Annotated in this window: 23 protein-coding genes; 2 read left to right on the top strand and 21 right to left on the bottom strand. The window is 49.8% G+C overall.

Annotated elements, in window-relative coordinates; genetic code table 11:
* Positions 1 to 3: 3 nt before the first annotated feature.
* The 18 genes from AWM70_RS03295 to AWM70_RS03215 all read right to left on the bottom strand — a co-directional run bounded on the left by AWM70_RS03295 (position 4) and on the right by AWM70_RS03215 (position 12,318).
* Positions 4 to 228 (bottom strand): hypothetical protein, encoded by a 225-nt coding sequence (locus tag AWM70_RS03295; RefSeq protein WP_068694328.1) that lies wholly within the window; start codon positions 226 to 228, stop codon positions 4 to 6.
* A gap of 521 nt (positions 229 to 749) precedes the next feature.
* A complete protein-coding gene (locus AWM70_RS24080) occupies positions 750 to 863 on the bottom strand; it encodes a CD1375 family protein (RefSeq protein ID WP_252100477.1) in 114 nt (37 codons plus the stop codon).
* Positions 856 to 1,170 carry a hypothetical protein gene (locus AWM70_RS03290; RefSeq protein WP_068694327.1) on the bottom strand — a complete coding sequence of 105 codons (315 nt, stop codon included), beginning with the start codon at positions 1,168 to 1,170 and terminating at the stop codon, positions 856 to 858. The genes AWM70_RS24080 and AWM70_RS03290 overlap by 8 nt, the downstream gene beginning before the upstream one ends.
* A 14-nt stretch (positions 1,171 to 1,184) precedes the next feature.
* The gene (locus AWM70_RS03285; protein WP_068694326.1) at positions 1,185 to 2,741 is read right to left on the bottom strand and encodes a phage tail protein; all 1,557 of its coding nucleotides are present in this window, start codon (positions 2,739 to 2,741) and stop codon (positions 1,185 to 1,187) included.
* A 21-nt stretch (positions 2,742 to 2,762) separates the two neighbouring features.
* Complete coding sequence (locus AWM70_RS03280) at positions 2,763 to 3,404, bottom strand: hypothetical protein (RefSeq protein ID WP_068694324.1); 642 nt, start codon at positions 3,402 to 3,404, stop codon at positions 2,763 to 2,765.
* Positions 3,397 to 4,572 carry a baseplate J/gp47 family protein gene (locus AWM70_RS03275; protein WP_068694322.1) on the bottom strand — a complete coding sequence of 392 codons (1,176 nt, stop codon included), beginning with the start codon at positions 4,570 to 4,572 and terminating at the stop codon, positions 3,397 to 3,399. The genes AWM70_RS03280 and AWM70_RS03275 overlap by 8 nt, the downstream gene beginning before the upstream one ends.
* Positions 4,562 to 4,912 (bottom strand): contractile injection system sheath initiator, encoded by a 351-nt coding sequence (locus AWM70_RS03270; protein ID WP_068694320.1) that lies wholly within the window; start codon positions 4,910 to 4,912, stop codon positions 4,562 to 4,564. The genes AWM70_RS03275 and AWM70_RS03270 overlap by 11 nt, the downstream gene beginning before the upstream one ends.
* Positions 4,900 to 5,307 carry a Gp138 family membrane-puncturing spike protein gene (locus AWM70_RS03265; RefSeq protein WP_068694318.1) on the bottom strand — a complete coding sequence of 136 codons (408 nt, stop codon included), beginning with the start codon at positions 5,305 to 5,307 and terminating at the stop codon, positions 4,900 to 4,902. Before AWM70_RS03265 ends, AWM70_RS03270 begins: the two co-directional genes overlap by 13 nt.
* Complete coding sequence (locus AWM70_RS03260; protein WP_237167819.1) at positions 5,289 to 6,095, bottom strand: phage protein; 807 nt, start codon at positions 6,093 to 6,095, stop codon at positions 5,289 to 5,291. The genes AWM70_RS03265 and AWM70_RS03260 overlap by 19 nt, the downstream gene beginning before the upstream one ends.
* Entirely contained in the window at positions 6,082 to 6,417 is a 336-nt protein-coding gene (locus tag AWM70_RS03255) for a phage baseplate plug family protein (protein ID WP_068694316.1), read from the bottom strand. The genes AWM70_RS03260 and AWM70_RS03255 overlap by 14 nt, the downstream gene beginning before the upstream one ends.
* A 2-nt stretch (positions 6,418 to 6,419) precedes the next feature.
* The gene (locus tag AWM70_RS03250; RefSeq protein ID WP_068694313.1) at positions 6,420 to 6,968 is read right to left on the bottom strand and encodes a phage baseplate protein; all 549 of its coding nucleotides are present in this window, start codon (positions 6,966 to 6,968) and stop codon (positions 6,420 to 6,422) included.
* Positions 6,968 to 9,091, bottom strand: coding sequence for a phage tail tape measure protein (locus AWM70_RS03245; protein WP_068694311.1), 2,124 nt, complete (start codon positions 9,089 to 9,091; stop codon positions 6,968 to 6,970). Before AWM70_RS03245 ends, AWM70_RS03250 begins: the two co-directional genes overlap by 1 nt.
* A gap of 14 nt (positions 9,092 to 9,105) precedes the next feature.
* On the bottom strand, positions 9,106 to 9,288 hold the full coding sequence (locus AWM70_RS03240; protein ID WP_068694309.1) for a hypothetical protein: 183 nt from the start codon (positions 9,286 to 9,288) through the stop codon (positions 9,106 to 9,108).
* A complete protein-coding gene (locus AWM70_RS03235; protein ID WP_068694307.1) occupies positions 9,254 to 9,556 on the bottom strand; it encodes a hypothetical protein in 303 nt (100 codons plus the stop codon). The genes AWM70_RS03240 and AWM70_RS03235 overlap by 35 nt, the downstream gene beginning before the upstream one ends.
* Positions 9,557 to 9,647: 91 nt before the next feature.
* Positions 9,648 to 10,049 (bottom strand): phage structural protein, encoded by a 402-nt coding sequence (locus AWM70_RS03230; RefSeq protein WP_068694305.1) that lies wholly within the window; start codon positions 10,047 to 10,049, stop codon positions 9,648 to 9,650.
* 27 nt (positions 10,050 to 10,076) lie between these two features.
* Positions 10,077 to 11,081, bottom strand: a complete 1,005-nt coding sequence (locus tag AWM70_RS03225) for a DUF3383 family protein (RefSeq protein WP_068694303.1) — start codon at positions 11,079 to 11,081, stop codon at positions 10,077 to 10,079.
* Complete coding sequence (locus AWM70_RS03220; protein ID WP_068694300.1) at positions 11,068 to 11,565, bottom strand: phage neck terminator protein; 498 nt, start codon at positions 11,563 to 11,565, stop codon at positions 11,068 to 11,070. Before AWM70_RS03220 ends, AWM70_RS03225 begins: the two co-directional genes overlap by 14 nt.
* Positions 11,566 to 11,799: 234 nt before the next feature.
* Positions 11,800 to 12,318 (bottom strand): sigma factor-like helix-turn-helix DNA-binding protein, encoded by a 519-nt coding sequence (locus AWM70_RS03215; protein WP_237167818.1) that lies wholly within the window; start codon positions 12,316 to 12,318, stop codon positions 11,800 to 11,802.
* Between the two features lie 276 nt (positions 12,319 to 12,594).
* On the opposite strand from AWM70_RS03215, the gene AWM70_RS03210 reads away from it, so the two are divergent.
* Together AWM70_RS03210 and AWM70_RS03205 are read left to right on the top strand one after the other, a co-directional pair.
* Positions 12,595 to 13,035, top strand: a complete 441-nt coding sequence (locus tag AWM70_RS03210) for a helix-turn-helix domain-containing protein (protein WP_068694298.1) — start codon at positions 12,595 to 12,597, stop codon at positions 13,033 to 13,035.
* A gap of 15 nt (positions 13,036 to 13,050) precedes the next feature.
* Entirely contained in the window at positions 13,051 to 13,542 is a 492-nt protein-coding gene (locus tag AWM70_RS03205) for an ImmA/IrrE family metallo-endopeptidase (RefSeq protein ID WP_237167817.1), read from the top strand.
* A 22-nt stretch (positions 13,543 to 13,564) separates the two neighbouring features.
* Here AWM70_RS03205 and AWM70_RS03200 read toward each other — a convergent pair whose 3' ends face one another.
* The 3 genes from AWM70_RS03200 to AWM70_RS03190 form a co-directional block, all read right to left on the bottom strand.
* Positions 13,565 to 14,092, bottom strand: coding sequence for a Rossmann-fold NAD(P)-binding domain-containing protein (locus AWM70_RS03200; RefSeq protein WP_068694296.1), 528 nt, complete (start codon positions 14,090 to 14,092; stop codon positions 13,565 to 13,567).
* Positions 14,093 to 14,234: 142 nt separating this feature from the next.
* Positions 14,235 to 14,519, bottom strand: a complete 285-nt coding sequence (locus tag AWM70_RS03195) for an SDR family NAD(P)-dependent oxidoreductase (RefSeq protein WP_068694294.1) — start codon at positions 14,517 to 14,519, stop codon at positions 14,235 to 14,237.
* A 220-nt stretch (positions 14,520 to 14,739) separates the two neighbouring features.
* Positions 14,740 to 15,186 (bottom strand): ASCH domain-containing protein, encoded by a 447-nt coding sequence (locus AWM70_RS03190; protein ID WP_068694292.1) that lies wholly within the window; start codon positions 15,184 to 15,186, stop codon positions 14,740 to 14,742.
* Positions 15,187 to 15,253 lie beyond the last annotated feature (67 nt).

Here is a 15,253-nt window from a genome sequence, read left to right as displayed (position 1 = left end):
CATCTACTCCTTATTTTTGGCAAATTGATACGCTCCGGTTGCGCTCAGTCCAATGATAGAAATAAGGATCATTTTGCCCTGAATCCAATCCGGAACCAAAACAAAAACAGCCGCGATGAGCACGGCTGCAAGGTTGATCCATCTATCTTTAAGACCAAAACCTTTGGCAACTCCTACATAAGCCGTCACAAGCGCGGCTAGGGTTAAAATGTCGTTTGATATGTTCATTATATCCTCCCCAATCTTAGTCCAGGACACTAAAGCAAACGCAGCAATAACGCCTATTCATCATAATCGTACCGTAGAAGGTACGTTTAAACCCTTGCAGGTCTTCCATTCTGCGCTTTCGTTCTGCTAAGGACTATTTCTGCCATTTAAAGTGCTACTCCGCTATTGCTTTGACCGGCTGCCCATTTTCAGTATTTTCTCAGCCGCCCCTCCTTCGCCGACTGCAGATATCCAGACGATGGTGTGTTGACTTTGCTGATTGGTTTGTATGACAGGACACGCAACGTTTCTTCCGCTGTGGCAAACGTAGGAACCACTTTAATGGTCATTGCGATCCGTGCAAGTTGGATCCGAATATCGACCAGCAGCTTTGCATTGTCTTACACCTCTGCTCCCCTCACCGCATCCCGTCTCCCCTTGTCTATCTAATTGCCATTATCCATATAAAAAGCCCCCGGATCGGTTCCGAGGGCAAAATAAAAACGCCACAATTGGCGCTGCTGTTGTTGCGTAGTTTCATCCTACTGCGCTGCATCTGCGTCGAGCATGGCTTGCACATCAGACCGCCAACGCGCTGGTACGTCTTCAATTTTCTTCATGTTAATCTTGATCAGATCGAAATATATTTTAGCCAACTTGATCACCTCCAGCCACGAGTTCAGCCAGTTCTGCCAGCGCAAGCTGCATATCAATTTTATCGGACTCGTTTGTCTCTGCTAATTCAGCTATAGCCAATTTGAGATCAGTGTTTTCGTTCTGTAGCTCCTTGATTTGATTAGTAACATCGGGTGGGGTTTCTGTTGGTATCCAACCTGGTTCCTCAAATCCAAGAAAATTGCCCTCAGTAATATTCTGTACCTCAATTAAGGTATACCCGGCAGCCTGTTTCTCGTCGATGATTTGTTGCATTTCCTCTTCATTTTGATATTTAACGATAATCACATGCATTTCCTCCTTTAAGCATAATCGTAGACCAGCATTCCAAAATTCTCCACACCGAATGTCCAGCCAGTTAATGTTGCATTACCAAGATTATCTGGACTCAACATAACCTCAATAACATCTCCTGCGACGAAAGCCAGGTCTTCGGTGTAAGTAATCGGAGTAAATGAGCCAAAGAGCCGTAATGTACCGTAAGGATTTCCGTTCTTATATATTCGCACATTTGCTTGATAATCAGCATTGCTTGTTTGCACTGTTATAGATATTCGATAAGTACCTGAAATACCGCATATTACTCTTTTAGCGGACTTCCAACCACTTCCCGACATAGTTATATAATTGAAATCATACAATATCTTTTTATTACCAGGTGTAGCCGTAGGCGCATTGACCGTAATCGCATGATCGTAAATCCCAGCCTGCAATGTTTGCACACTACTTCCCGGCGCCACCGTCACCGCTCCCCCTGAATCTCTGGTGACCAGTGACCCGGAAACTAGTCCTGCATCTGTGCCGATTGTTTTTCCAGACCGTACATCACCGGCCGCCGCCGTTCCGTATTCCCCCCCTTCACCCTGTAAGATAAAAACCGTTCCGTTGTATCGTAGCGTGTATATGCTATTTACTTTCAGATTCCCACTCGATAGAGCAGATCCATTAGATTTCAGGATTGATTTAGTGCCCAACCCGTTGACATTGATCGTAACTGCCCCCGTGTTTTGAACCGCGTTTTTAAATGAAACTGCCAAGCCTTCCACATATGCAACCGGTGCCGGGTTAAGAGTTACTACTTTAGCATTTGCAGTCCCCGTGTCTGGACCATAGTGGACATGTGACACACTATCCGCCAAGTGCGCATCAAACCCGCTGACCCTGTTGCTTGGGATACTTCCCTCGGCCAGCACCGCGCCGTTGATCGCGCCTTCCGGGCCGAGCGGCACGTTTTTAAGCACGACCATGGCTACTTTAGAGCCAGTCTTCAGACCGCTCGCCAAGTTGAGCATCGCCCGCTGCGTCACCGAGCCATCCTCCCCCCGCACTGTATTGGTCAAGGTGTATTGAGTAGCATCCAGCACAGCCCGGTTGATAGAGATCAGCAGCGTGTCCGTGTTAGCATCAAACGTATCCAGCGGAATCTCAAACTCCGTCTGGCCTTCTTCCACGGCCGTTACCAGCAGCGGATAACTGACCAGCTTCGGAACGCCGGTTTCCGTCACCAAGGCCATCTGCTGATCGGTGTAGACTTTGGATTGCACTGCCGCGTCTCTAACCGCCTTTGCCGTAGCTGCCCGATCCTCTGCCGCACTATCGGTTGCACTGGAGAGCTGCACGATACCTTTTTGAGTGAGAGAAGCGTCCTGGACTGTAATCCCACCAAGCTCATCCTCCACCCAAGCCTTCTCTGCCGCCTTTCCCTGCAGCTCCTTCAAAGACTCGCTGGTTCGGTTCATAAACCAGTTCAGCCAAGCTGCAGGGGGCCGATCCTCAACCTGCCACCCTGAATCTCTTTTAGATTGTGGCGGTTCAATACCTGCTGCCGACCAGTCCGGCGCCTGTTTTTCGTAAGCCATAGTACCCCTCCTGAAAGTAGACTAAATAGGTAAAACATAATCGTTGCCCGGCACATAAACCTCGCCAAGCGCACCGCCTGTAGTCATGTCCGGATCGGCCAAACCCAGGCTGCTTCTTTCCAAAACGGCATACTGCGAGGATAACCGGAATGTCCCGGACAATTCGATCAGCGCAACCCGGACGCCTGCCGCCACCGTCTTCTGTACGATTTGGCCGAACTGAACCGGTGACATGCCGACTTCATTCAGCCGCTTAACGGGCAGACGGGCCAAAGATACAGCCGCAGGTTCCGACTGCTGCGGATCGTCATATTTCTCCTGGATATGGATCTCTGAATAATCGCAATTAAGCGCCAGGGCAAGGACCTGAATAATCGTATTTACATCCGTCTTGGAAAGGTTCCTTGCGATCTTCGACTGGATCAGCACACGATAAACCTCATCGGTCGCCGCGCCGCGAGGCTGGGCAATATTCTGACCGATCATATCCAGGGTTGTTCCTTGCGCCTGGCTGATCGCCCGCCATTCCCGAACTGTCTCCAGCGCTGTATGGGCATCCTGCAGACTGCCATAAAGAATGCTTATTAGACGGCCCAGCTTACTATGGGGGTCTTTGTTAAACACATCGGCAAACCGGTTCATCATATCCTTGTAACTAAACATGGCTGCTCACCGCAATATATTCAGCTTTCGTCTGGGCTACCTGATAGGGAGCAATAACCACATTTTGTGTATCCATACTGCCGTCCTTTCCAACCTTTAGTGAAACGTCCTCCACGCCCGGAACGCTGTAAACCGCGCTGATCAGCCGGGTATATACGACATCTGCTCCCATCGACAAGCCGTTATAATAACTCCCCGCTTCATCTTCTCCGCCAATATAACGGATAATCGCCTTCCTGATCTGGTCATCACCGTCCGCTGGGTAGCTTTCATTGGAGGCAACAGCTATTTCAATCTGAACGGCGACCTCTTCCGAACGGCTGAATTTGATTACATGCCCGTAACCGGCAATGTCCATGACCTCCTTTTCGATGTCGCCAAACGTTTCGATCCCCCCGGATTTCGTTGCAAAAATTGTCTCGGCTATCGTTTGTTCGTCACCGCCCAGTACGTAAGCCTGGAAGGATTTTGGCGGCCTGCCCGCAGCGTCAGGTTCCATGGTATTATTCTCGATCACCGCCGCTGCCCGAACCCCCTCGAGCCGCAATAGCGCCCCGCGAAGCGCATCTACTGACGCAGCGCCGCCGCCCGCCACAGATTGCTGGAACCGGGTCCTGAACTCGGCATCCGTTTCTTTTTCCCGTCCACCGGTAAAGGCTTCGAGATTGGTAACGGTCAGTACATTCGGATTCGGATTCACCACCACCGTCAGGGTACCTGCCGCAATATTCGAGTCTTGTCCCGGCTCAATCGCCTGCACGTGGACGCTCGCCGTTCCATCGTTCCCGAAGGTCAACCGCTCGGTTGTCTCGAATTGTATTCCGCCCGTTGTGGCAAGCCGAAATCCTGCCGGTTCCGAATGCCCGGCTGTCCCGGTAAGAACAGCGATTCCCGATGCAAACTGCTCCAAAATTCGGCTGATTCCCACATACGGCCCCAAGCGGTCCAGATTGACTCCCGTTGCTGTGCCGATATAACCACTGTTATACACATCCTCTGCCGTACTCCAGACTTTGGCCAGAAACCAGGCGAAGATCCGCAAAATAATCCCGAGCGGCGAACGCTCGGACGTATTCATCGTTTCGCCGAATACCTCACGCGCCTTGTTCTCCATGTCGGTGAACAGATCGCTGAATCTTTTTCGCTTAAATCCCGTTTTATCCAGCACCTACCTCCACCTCCTCCAATAAAATCTCAGCCCCGTCCATCCCCGTGGCTTTAAAGCCAGCCGTCAGGGTCCGGGCTTTCCTGTCGATAGACAAAGAAACGGACTCCACGGATGTAATCCGTTCCTCCTGCAGCAGTGCTGTACTAAGTGCGTCATTCATCTGCGTTTCGTTGATGTCTTTGCCCAAGAACAAGCTGTAATCCAATCCGCTGTCCGGGTTCAAGAACCATTCACCGGTTTTGGTTCCGAGCACGATCCGGCAGCATTGGGCCAGTTCCTCCTGGCCGCTGATGATCTCAAAGCTGACGTCTCCATCTGCTTCAAGCTTTAAAGACTCCATGAGAACACCCCCACGATCACCGCATCGTTAACGCTGTGCCGTCTCCCCGTATCGGGCGCGGCTACTTGGCCGGTGCGGGCATTTTTCAGCTCCCTGTCAGCACAGACCGCAAAAACCAAATCCCCCGTCTTAAGCCGCGGTTTATAAACCAGCTCCTCCACCGTTCCTTCCAGCATCAGTCTTTGGCCCAGAACCGGAACGTTATGAATCATGGCCGGATCATTACCGGCGGTTCGGATCAGCGGCTGGATATCCGCTGTACAGGAAGACGGATCGAAGCTGACGACCCTGCATGCCAATCCTACACGAACCTGCGAAAGTTTGGCATTCATCAGTCCGCTGACCGCTTGATAAAGAACTCCCGAAGGATCATTGTTCACAATACCGCCTCGCATTCCGTCATAAAATCTCCGCTCCTGCTAATACGATGGGTCCCGCCCTGAACATAAAGTTTCCCTTGGAAAATAAAACTCGATAACTCCATGACTGTTCCAATCGTTACCCGGTATTGCAGCTGCTGTTTCAAGCGATAGCCTTTAAGGCCGTTTTCCTCAAAATATTCGGGCAGCCCGATCATCCCATTGGTTTTGTCCAGCTGAATCAAATTGGATGCTCCCTCGCGCAAACTGCGCACATACAGCTTGCCTTTGCTGATATAAGCCCTGGTTTGGCAATCCTCGGCCACTTGGCTGATCATCGAGACCAGCGTATCGCTGGCCGAATACCCATCCTCATAACGGTAATCCCTGACCAGCTTCAGCATGGCGACCGGAAGGTTCGCCTGTTGAGCGAGCTGACGGATGATCGCGCTCCCATAGGTCCCCTTGGCAAAGCTGATCTCCTGTTGGGTGTCCTTCCGCAGACTGTCCAGCACGTGAATTGTGGTAACTTTATCCACCCCGTCCCAAACCGTCTGTACGCTGGAAATATAACCGCTGAACAGCAGGCCCACATCCCCCTCGTAACCTGCGTTCAACCTAAGCGGGATAGGCGGATCATTATCCTTTTTCTTCCGGAATAGATTCAAAGAGTCCTCCGACAGGTTCCACAGCTTGATCTCCGACTCATTAGGCAGCGTATCCGAGTCAAAGGGAACCGAAGCTTCAAGATTAAACTCTTTCATGGAAAAGGTTTTGCCGCCGGCAATGACCTCCGCTACCCGCCCAAAATTACGCATCACCATCGGCTTCACCTTCAGCTTCGTCGATTAGAAATAAAAAAACGCTCTCCGAGAGCGTCGCTGCATTTACGTTATTCTGCTGGCCGGATTCGTCAAAAGGGACGATCGTCAGCTTGGGAAAGCGGTTGTCCATCACCCCCTGGAACAAGGCCTGGCCGTAGACCAGCCTTTCGCCCGCCACCAGAACTTCACCATCTCGTTCTAAATCGACTGTAAAAAAATCGTAATCATCGTTGTAGTGAACCTCCATCGTAAACAATTCATTGAGGATGGATATGTCGAAGCGGTAAGGGATGAGCTCTTTTTCGATATCGATATATTCCATAATCAGCTGTCCTCCTCCCACTTGCTGCTCTTCATTGGCGACTGTGCTTGATTTGTTCCCATTTTGGGCGATTGAACCAGGTTAGAGTTGACGATGTTGCCCGGCGTCTTCTTGTTGTTCTTGGGCTGCTTAAACCCGGCGCTTTTGACCTCCTGGGTCTGAGGTTTTAGCTGGGCAGAGACAGCTCCCCCCTTTGAAGCGTTAGCAATCAATACCTCCGTGATCGTCACCGAAAAAGTAAACCCGTCTGCCACGGTGTAATCCCGGCTCGTGGACAAACCGGACAAAAGGCCGTGAATGGTAGTCCTGCCGGTAAAATCCACGATTTTCCCGCCTTCCTGGCATTCCACAAGGTACCGGTGGATTTCAGCGGCCTTGTAGCCCCCGGCCGGGTCGTCCACTACCAAACCGCTTATCGAAAGAGAACGGGCTTTGCGTTGAACGTGGTCCGTCAGGTCTATAGATCGTTCGACTGGCTGCTGGGTAATTTCCACGTCAAAGGTCAAGTCTTCTTTCTCAACCAGAATGTACCTGCCGTCTATTTTGGCCATCAGAGCGCTCCCCCCAATCCCCCGCGGCGCATCGTTTCCTGGAAGACCTGCTGCATGGCTTGACGGAACTGGGCCGTCAGTTCACCGGTTTGCCGGCTGTCCAGGGAACCGCCTTTTACGTCCACCTTCAGGTTGATGTTCATAGCGCCCGGGTTCACGCCAGATCCCTTGGCGGTTCCGGCGAGGCCAGAACGGCTCTCGTAGCTGGGAACTACCTTGACTGGAGCGGCTAAAGTCGAGTTGTACGTGTAGGCTTTATTTTCCTCCGCCGTCAGGACACGTTCTCCCTTGTGCAGTTCGGCAACAAAACCGTTGTACGGTACGAAGGGAAGTCCGGTTTTATAACTGCCCTGAACGGCGCTGGTTCCGCCATGTCCACCTGCTCCGCCTCCCCTGGTGCCGTTGCCGGCAGATTCAGATGTACTTAGACCAATGTGAGTAATAGTAGGAATCGTCAGCCCATCCCCCAAAAGACCGCCTAAGGTCACAAGATCATTATATTTGTTAATCAGAAAGTTAATTTGATCAATAGCCCAATTGATTCCCTTATTAAAAGCATTCGGAATCGTCACAGTAAAAAAATCCATCGTGGCCGATGCGCCGATTCGGATCGCGTTCCAAACCCCGTCCACCATGTTCCGGAACCATTCGATCTTCTGATACGCAACAACCAGCCCTACGCCTAAACCTATAATAGCCGCGATAATTAAGGTTATCGGATTGGCAGACAACACAGCAGAGACAGCGCCCCATACTCGCGTAACAGCCGTGATCGTCGTGACCATGGTCTTGTAAGCCGCTAAGTCTCCAACTACCCCCATAACGACCGGAACAACCCCCTTCCACTGCATCACCTTGTTTGCCATATCCGCAGCGTAATTAATGAAGGCTTCCGCATAAGGCAGCACCGTTCTCAAAGCTGAAGAAATACTGCCGATCGCTTTTCCGAAATTATCAGCCAGAGCGGCTCCAAAGCTTTTAATCAGCGGTTCATGGCTGGTCAGCCAAGTGCCGAATTGGTTAAAAGCAGGCAACAGCTGCTGCCCTACCGGAATCAGGACATCGGCTGCGATCTGTTTTTTGAAGGCTTCGAAAGCTTCACCAGGCGAGCTGATACGCTGCCGATCCAGCTGCTCCATCGTTTGTTTGGTCAGATCGAACTGGCTGCGTGCGCTTGCCAGCGCGGCCACCATCTGACCTTCCATGCCGCCAAATTCCGAACCAAACAAATCTGTGGCGATTGCATTTTGTTTGATGGGATCAGTGATGCCGGCAATCGCCCCGGCAACCTGATCAAAAGCAGTTTTGGCGCTTGGTCCGCCGGCCGCGATAGACTTTTGAACCTGCTGCGCGTTGAGTCCAAGGCTTTTAAGCGCATTCGCGCTTTTTGCTGAACCGCTGCCGGCCATTTTCTCAAACTGCTGAAAGGTTTTGCCGATTTGGTCCAGGCTGTATTCGCCCTTTTGGCTTCCTGCAGCAAAGAGGTCAAACATCTGGTTCGCGCTGAAGCCCAGCTTGTTGAAATCTTCGGCATAGGTTTCTGCTGCCCCAGTCAGCTGACTGGGATCTAGCTTGGCATAAGCGCCTTGAGCCAGCAGTCCAAAAGCCTGACTGCCGGTAATGCCGAACTGCTTCATCATCACATCTGCCGATTTAACGGAATCCGTTACATCTACGCCGATCGAATCCTTTAACAGCAGGGCGTTTTTCGCCGTCTGCTCCAGTGCAGTTCCCTGCTGATCCGTCAGCTTGATCGTTTCCGTCAGCGTGCCTCCAAGCTCGTCCCAGCTTCCGCCCAGGTTTTGTTTATACAAATCTTTTGCAGCCATTTTAGTGGCTGTCATCTGAGAATCGGTTAATCCGGTTGCCCTCTGGATTTTAGACATGGAAGCTTCAAATTCGGAGGCAGCCGAATAAGAGGTTTTGCCAAACTCCATGATGGCTTGAATGCTGGTTTTGCTGAAAGCAAGCAGCTGCTGATTGGCTTTTTCCCTTTTTTTATTTTTCTCTTCCTCCATCTTGGCCTGTACCTGCTCCAGTGCGGCCTTTTCTTCTGCAGCCTTAGCCGCTGCAGCTGCTTCTTCAGCGATCTCGCGGGCTTTTGCTTTTTTCCTGTTGACCAATTCGGAACACCTCCTTACTTTGGCCTGGATTTATTTTGCTGCTTGATATAAAGATCCAGTGCCGCGTTTGCCTCCGCGATGTCCTCTTCATCCATCTGGTGCAAATCGGAATAAGTAATGCCGATATCAGACAGCAGCAGACGCCAGTAACGCCAGCGTTCTTTAGCCCTCCGCTCGGCTTCCTTCGGATGGATCATCTCGTTCACCTTCTTGCCCGGAAATAAATAGATAAGCAGCATTAACGACTTCGCTGTATTCCCGGTAATCGTCAAAGTCGTCGATTTTACGCTTCGGTTCAACTACCACGTATTTCAGAATCTCCTCGGACAGGCGTTCTTCGGATACAACCCCAAATTTGTTTTTGGCGGCATCGTTGATTTTGGAGACGGCCCGGACGCCGGGATGCTGAAACAAATAGGTTTGGCCGGATTGGGATACAAATTCTTTTTGTTTAAAGCCAGGCATAAAATGAACCCCTTTCGTGGGTAGAATGATAGTAACCAAGAGGTCTGCTGCTTTCTGGAGATCAACAGCAGACACTCGATATATAGATAGATTACAAGCTGGAAGTCAAAGTCGGATTGACAAGCTGCAGCTCGTAAACACGGTCAGCAACTTCATTGTTGTAGGTCCGTGTGGCGGGCTTTTTCACAAAAGCCTGATCAGCAGTAATAGTTTCATTGACTGGTCCGCTTACCGAAACAAAAACCTTGGCGTCTTCGCCGCTTTGCGCCAGTGCTTCCAGCATCGGAACCTGCGGGCTGGTAGCCAGAAGAGTAACCGTCAAGGTTGCAAGCGAATTGTTGATTTTGGAACGCACGACGTCTCCTTGCGAGCCAACTTTGGTTGTCCAGGAATCTTCGTCTTTTTCATATTCCAGCATATCCTCGGAGAACCCGGTCAAAATTACGTCGTTAATCGTTACAGATACGTTGCTGGCATCATAAGTATGAAACATAGTTGTTATCCCCCTTAAAAATATGGATTAATAAGTAACCAAACCTGTAATCGTAGCTTCATGAACGGCCCCGGCCAGTTCAAATTCGAAGCTGCCGCTGTCGTATTTGCGGGTTTGCCGCTGCGCGGCGGTCAAAGCTTCACGTCCCGGGAAGCTGGTGCTGTACAACCCTTTGCCGCTGTCGTCTTTGGCAATGATGCCTTGGGTCAGGCAGCGCTGCAGCACACCGCGCACGGTTCCCTCGATTTGGGCGATGCCTGTGTTGTCATAAGCAATTTTATGGTCATAGGCGGTGTTAAAAAGCTTCTGCACCTCAAACTCGATACTGTAGACCACGTAATGTTTGGCGTGGACAATATCGATGTATTCGCCGCCGGAAGTCATCCCCTCACTCGTCACCGCATCCCCGGCTTTGATTACAAAAGTAATTGCTCCTGCTTGATGGATGGCACGAAGCTCGTCCGCCGTAATATCGAGAGGCTCTATGCCTTGAAGTGGCTGGCCTTTCCAGGTGATTGAACCGACCGCTTTGGAGCCGGCTTCGCCGATCAATGCCGCTTCCGGATAGCTGTCCACATCGGTATGGTAAAAGACCGTTGTATTCAGGAACTTTTTCGCCTGAACCGCTTTGACCGCCTCCAGATCCGACGAACGGGTAAAAAATTGCCGGCTGTCATGCTCCTCAACAGCCTGTGCGATCGCCAGCACATCTTCCTCAGCGGTGCTCGTGCTGATCAGGAAGTAGAAGTCTTTCTCCAAAACCTTGGCCATAAAATCGGTCCATGGTTCGTCTGTCTTGCGCTGCATGATCGCTAATTCTTCAGGCCGGTTAACCTGGGCAAAAACAGCGGACGCCGCTTTGTATTCCTCTGTTCCCGCCGGATAAACCGCACTTACTTCCGTCAGTGAAGCAAAAGAGGTATAATCAAGCCCTGCAGCGCTTGTCCCCAGAATCAGCGGTTTGCCAAAACCGATAAGCGGCGTTGGGCGTTTAATATCAATAATAACGTTTACGTCTTTAATTTGAGACAATCTGATCAGCTCCTTTGATAATTACGGTGTCAATCGTTTCGACTTCCGTTTCCCTTACCTGGACGGTCCGGAAGACCGCATCAAAACCTTCCCGCCGGATCCAGGGCGCATCTTCGTATTCCTTGTAATCCCTGTTGGTTACCGGACCCGCATTCACCAGCACGCAATTCAAGTTCTCTTTCAGCCCGTCGCGTCCGGTGTGGGCCAGCCAGTCCCTCGCTTTCATGCTGCCGATAATCCGTTCAAGATGACTTGATCCATAAACGTACAGGGTGACCGTAAATTCTACCGTTTGCGTTTCACGCATGATGCCGGACTCATATTCCACAACCGGATGTCCCCGGTTGTCCATAATTCGGCTGAAATCAAATACCAGCCAGGACGTTTCGCCATTATCCGGTTCGTCCTGCTCTTTGAAAGGCAGCCCCGTATAACCGCTCACCTCGTCCACAATAAATGACCTTATGTTTTCTACAGGAATCACAGGTAGTGTTACGCCCCCTTTTCTTCCAGAATGCTCCTCGGCACCTTAGCTCCGGCCTCAACCGCTGTATCCTATCAGGCTCAGTCCCCTCACCTCCCTTCAGAACTTCATCGCTGTTATCAGGCGATATTTTTAATATCCATCTCTTTTACCAGGTATTTAAAATACCCTTCACTTTTAGGTGGCACCCGTGTGACAAGTCTAATCCCATTTCGTCCGTCCGTTCTTCACGCCCTAACTTCTGCTTTTCTTGCTTTCCTGCCCCTCCTGGCCGATCCATTCCGTCACTTTCTTTTGCGCCCGCCTCACGTATAAAGCAGCACTGCTCTTCGAAATCCCCAGCATGTCCGCTATTTCCGATAACGAATAACAACAGCCGTGAGCCAGCGTATAACATTCCTGTTCCCGGCTGCTGAGCAAAGCAAGGGCTTGTTCCAGCCTGTCCCGTTCCGAATCCGTTATCCGGCTGGAGCTTCCGGCAGCGGGCGGACTCACGAAAATTTGCATCTTGATCGGATCCATCAGCTGTTCCCGCTGGTAAGCCGCCCTCCTTTCAATGCCGCGCCGATTTCCGGGTCTGCGTCCGCTGTTCAGCCATTCCAGCACATACCGGCAATCCGATATCATCTCACCCAGCATTTTATAATCGGGGTGTTCTGCCCCCCGTTCCAGCCTTAATTGTTCCAGCAACTCCAGGGTTTGCTCATATGAGGTTTTCAAGGGCAGCATGTCCAGCCACATTTTTTCCGACATTTCTTTTCCCCCCAGCTTAATACGGTATTTAAATACTCAAACTTCGAAAAAAATAAAATCAAAAACAGTATTGATGTTACCCTGAAAATAAATTAAACTATATAAAAGTATTATAATTACCCACAAAACCAAACGTTGTTTCTTTCAATTCTTAGATCTCAGCAAAATCTTCTTTTTCACCCCTCTCTGGTTGATAAGCTGATTATATTTGGTATTATAAATACCGTCAAGTATTTTAAATACCGTTTTTATTTTTCTAATTTGGAGGCCTTGTCTATGTCCCTTGGAGAAAGAATACGTGAACGCCGCAAGCAGCTCGGATTCACCCAGCTAGAAATCGCCCAGCAGCTAAATATGGGAAGATCCAACTTCGGTCATATCGAAAATGGCCGCGTCATCCCTTCCAGCACCGATCTGGACAAACTCGCGGATATTTTACAAACCAAACCCGATTACCTGCTTGGAAAAACCGATGATCCGTCTTTAGGCGGGAACGATGATCCTTACGCCCTAACTTTTAAAGAGGAAAAGGATATTGCCATACGGCTGCAGAAAATGTTGGATGAACTGGAAAGCGATGTGCCGCTCGCTTATTTCGGCGAACCGCTTGATGATGACGAGGACCGTGAAGCGTTGAAAGCCTCTCTGGAGAATACGCTGAGGCTGTCTAAATATATGGCGAAGAAGAAATTTACACCGAACAAATATCGAAAATAACACCGGGGGTACCCTATGGCTATGGACGAAGAACGTCTTATCAGAAAGCTGATCCAAACCTGCGGAACCAACGACCCCTTAGCCATTGCTGAGCAGAAGAACATCCTGGTTCTGTACGAGCGGCTGGGGAAAAACATTTGGGGATACTTCAGCAATGCCCACCGCATCCCAATGATTCATATTAATGAGGAGCTGAACGAATTCGAGCGCACGTTTACCGCCGCCCATGAGCTCGGCCACAGTTTGCTGCACGCGAAGCTGAATACGCCCTTTCTGCGCAAAAATACGCTGATTTCCGTGGACCGGATCGAACAGGAAGCGAACCGTTTTGCCATCAAGCTGCTGATCGGCGATGCCAAACCCGAGCAGGGAGAAACGGTTAAATTCTTCCTGCTGCGCTGCGGAATTCCGGAATGGCTGCATCCCTACTTTGTACCGCATCAAGCGGATGACACAAACAAGTGGGCTGCAATCTGGAAAGATGACCGCTCCTTTTGGGGCTGCTGATCAGCCCCTTTTTTTTCTCCTTCTATTTCATCGTCAGTTGTTCGCTTTCCGCCCATAATTGCGAAGCCGCACGATTGTCATAACTTATAGGAGAAGTCTGCTTCTCTTTCGCCCCTCGCCGGTACGAGCCAATCATACTAAAATATCTGCCCGATATATTCCGGTAGTTCTCGGAAGTCACCATCTCGGCCAATACCTTGGCTGAGGCCTGAGGTGTGCTTGCATTAGGAGCGAGCCTTAACACCGGCCATAGCAGCTTCATCATCATCCGTACGGCAGGAGGCCACTCGCTAACCATTCCTGTCAGCATTCCTCCTGGATCAAGAGCATTCACGGTTATATCCGCTCTGCCTTGTGCCTTTAATCTTCGATCCAGCTTGTAGGCGAACATAAGGATACATAGCTTGGAAGTCGTATAGGCCCTGCCTAGGAAGGCGGCTGCGTCCTCTTGCTCCCCCCACACCGGATCAGCCAGTTCTGCTGCAGGCCTTAACTGTGGTTTAGGAAGCGGCGTTTTAATCCGGTCATCGTGACTGCTGCTGGACAGCACAACCACTCTCCCTCCCTTCCCCATCTGTTCGAAGAGCAGGTTTGTAAGCAGAAAGTGCCCTAAATAATTGATTGCAAAAGCAGCCTCATACCCTCACTTGAAGTTTCAATCCGCTGTTTATATTGGACTCCTGCGTTGCAAATCAGTGCATATAGAGGCGGCAGGCCGAGCCGAGTCCGGGCAGTTCTGCCGCAAATTGCCTCACCGACGCTAAAGAGCCTAAATCCAGCTGCATCGGTGTGAACCTCCCTTCACCAACTTCTGCATTTAAAATTGCGCTGGCTTTCCGGATTCTTTCCTTATTCCGTCCCGCAATAACTACATGACTTTCCGGATCGCTTAACGCAACTCGTTTAGCCGCTTCAAAACCCAGGCCTGAGTTGGCCCCTGTAATAATCACTGTTTTGGTTGCTTTGGGTCCGCTCATTTGGCGTTCCTCCCATTTTCCTATTCTTTATCAGCATCTTTTTTTCTGTCTTCAACCTTATTTTTTAGTGATATGGAATGATTGTTCATTCTAATATACAAATCAATAAATTGAACGTTCATTATATTTGGATTATAAAAAGACTCTCTCCACTTATCAAGTTTGCTCTACTTGCAAAAGAAAAGTCTTCTTATTAATCAAACCTCAAATCTCAGACAGTCTATGTATTAGGATATACTTTCTTGAATCGTTCACAGACCACTAACAGGTTGGGTGAAAATTCCATATGATGTTCTCTTAATAATTCAGTAAAAAACTTTTCATGGGCATCCCACCAATAGGAATAATCCCCTTCACCTTCTGCTAAGGCAAATTCCTCTGTGACCTCGTCCATCGGAACTACATCAACAGATTGAATCTGAATAACCGCAACCGGCTCTTCCCTACCATCCAACACGATATAATATTCACCTTCTTCAGGTAATGCCGCTTGTTCCAGCTCATAGAACACAAAACCCGAAGTTGTCGCTGTTTTCTTGCCTTTCACAACCAATTCCGCTAATTCATCTGCAGAGGTTCCAAATTGAAAAGCATCTTTAAATTCCACGTTCTTTAGATTGCTTGCTGTACAAAATTCATGCCAAAATAGCTGCACTTTATGATTCATATCCGTTCATCCTTTTAACAAAATAATGATTAAAAAAAGAAGACGAACTTCAAAAGTTCGCCTTCTA

The organism is Paenibacillus yonginensis (genome assembly GCF_001685395.1).
Taxonomy (GTDB): domain Bacteria; phylum Bacillota; class Bacilli; order Paenibacillales; family Paenibacillaceae; genus Fontibacillus; species Fontibacillus yonginensis.
Note: the sequence above shows the minus strand (reverse complement) of the source record. Positions and strands in the feature narration are given on the sequence as shown.

Coding starts and splice junctions, on each gene's coding strand:
- AWM70_RS03295 (WP_068694328.1), bottom strand. CDS start 228: ATGAACATATCAAACGACATTTTAACCCTAGCCGCGCTTGTGACGGCT.
- AWM70_RS03285 (WP_068694326.1), bottom strand. CDS start 2,741: ATGGCTTACGAAAAACAGGCGCCGGACTGGTCGGCAGCAGGTATTGAA.
- AWM70_RS03280 (WP_068694324.1), bottom strand. CDS start 3,404: ATGTTTAGTTACAAGGATATGATGAACCGGTTTGCCGATGTGTTTAAC.
- AWM70_RS03270 (WP_068694320.1), bottom strand. CDS start 4,912: ATGGAGTCTTTAAAGCTTGAAGCAGATGGAGACGTCAGCTTTGAGATC.
- AWM70_RS03265 (WP_068694318.1), bottom strand. CDS start 5,307: ATGCGAGGCGGTATTGTGAACAATGATCCTTCGGGAGTTCTTTATCAA.
- AWM70_RS03260 (WP_237167819.1), bottom strand. CDS start 6,095: ATGGTGATGCGTAATTTTGGGCGGGTAGCGGAGGTCATTGCCGGCGGC.
- AWM70_RS03255 (WP_068694316.1), bottom strand. CDS start 6,417: ATGGAATATATCGATATCGAAAAAGAGCTCATCCCTTACCGCTTCGAC.
- AWM70_RS03250 (WP_068694313.1), bottom strand. CDS start 6,968: ATGGCCAAAATAGACGGCAGGTACATTCTGGTTGAGAAAGAAGACTTG.
- AWM70_RS03240 (WP_068694309.1), bottom strand. CDS start 9,288: ATGATCCATCCGAAGGAAGCCGAGCGGAGGGCTAAAGAACGCTGGCGT.
- AWM70_RS03235 (WP_068694307.1), bottom strand. CDS start 9,556: ATGCCTGGCTTTAAACAAAAAGAATTTGTATCCCAATCCGGCCAAACC.
- AWM70_RS03230 (WP_068694305.1), bottom strand. CDS start 10,049: ATGTTTCATACTTATGATGCCAGCAACGTATCTGTAACGATTAACGAC.
- AWM70_RS03215 (WP_237167818.1), bottom strand. CDS start 12,318: ATGTCGGAAAAAATGTGGCTGGACATGCTGCCCTTGAAAACCTCATAT.
- AWM70_RS03210 (WP_068694298.1), top strand. CDS start 12,595: ATGTCCCTTGGAGAAAGAATACGTGAACGCCGCAAGCAGCTCGGATTC.
- AWM70_RS03205 (WP_237167817.1), top strand. CDS start 13,051: ATGGCTATGGACGAAGAACGTCTTATCAGAAAGCTGATCCAAACCTGC.
- AWM70_RS03195 (WP_068694294.1), bottom strand. CDS start 14,519: ATGAGCGGACCCAAAGCAACCAAAACAGTGATTATTACAGGGGCCAAC.
- AWM70_RS03190 (WP_068694292.1), bottom strand. CDS start 15,186: ATGAATCATAAAGTGCAGCTATTTTGGCATGAATTTTGTACAGCAAGC.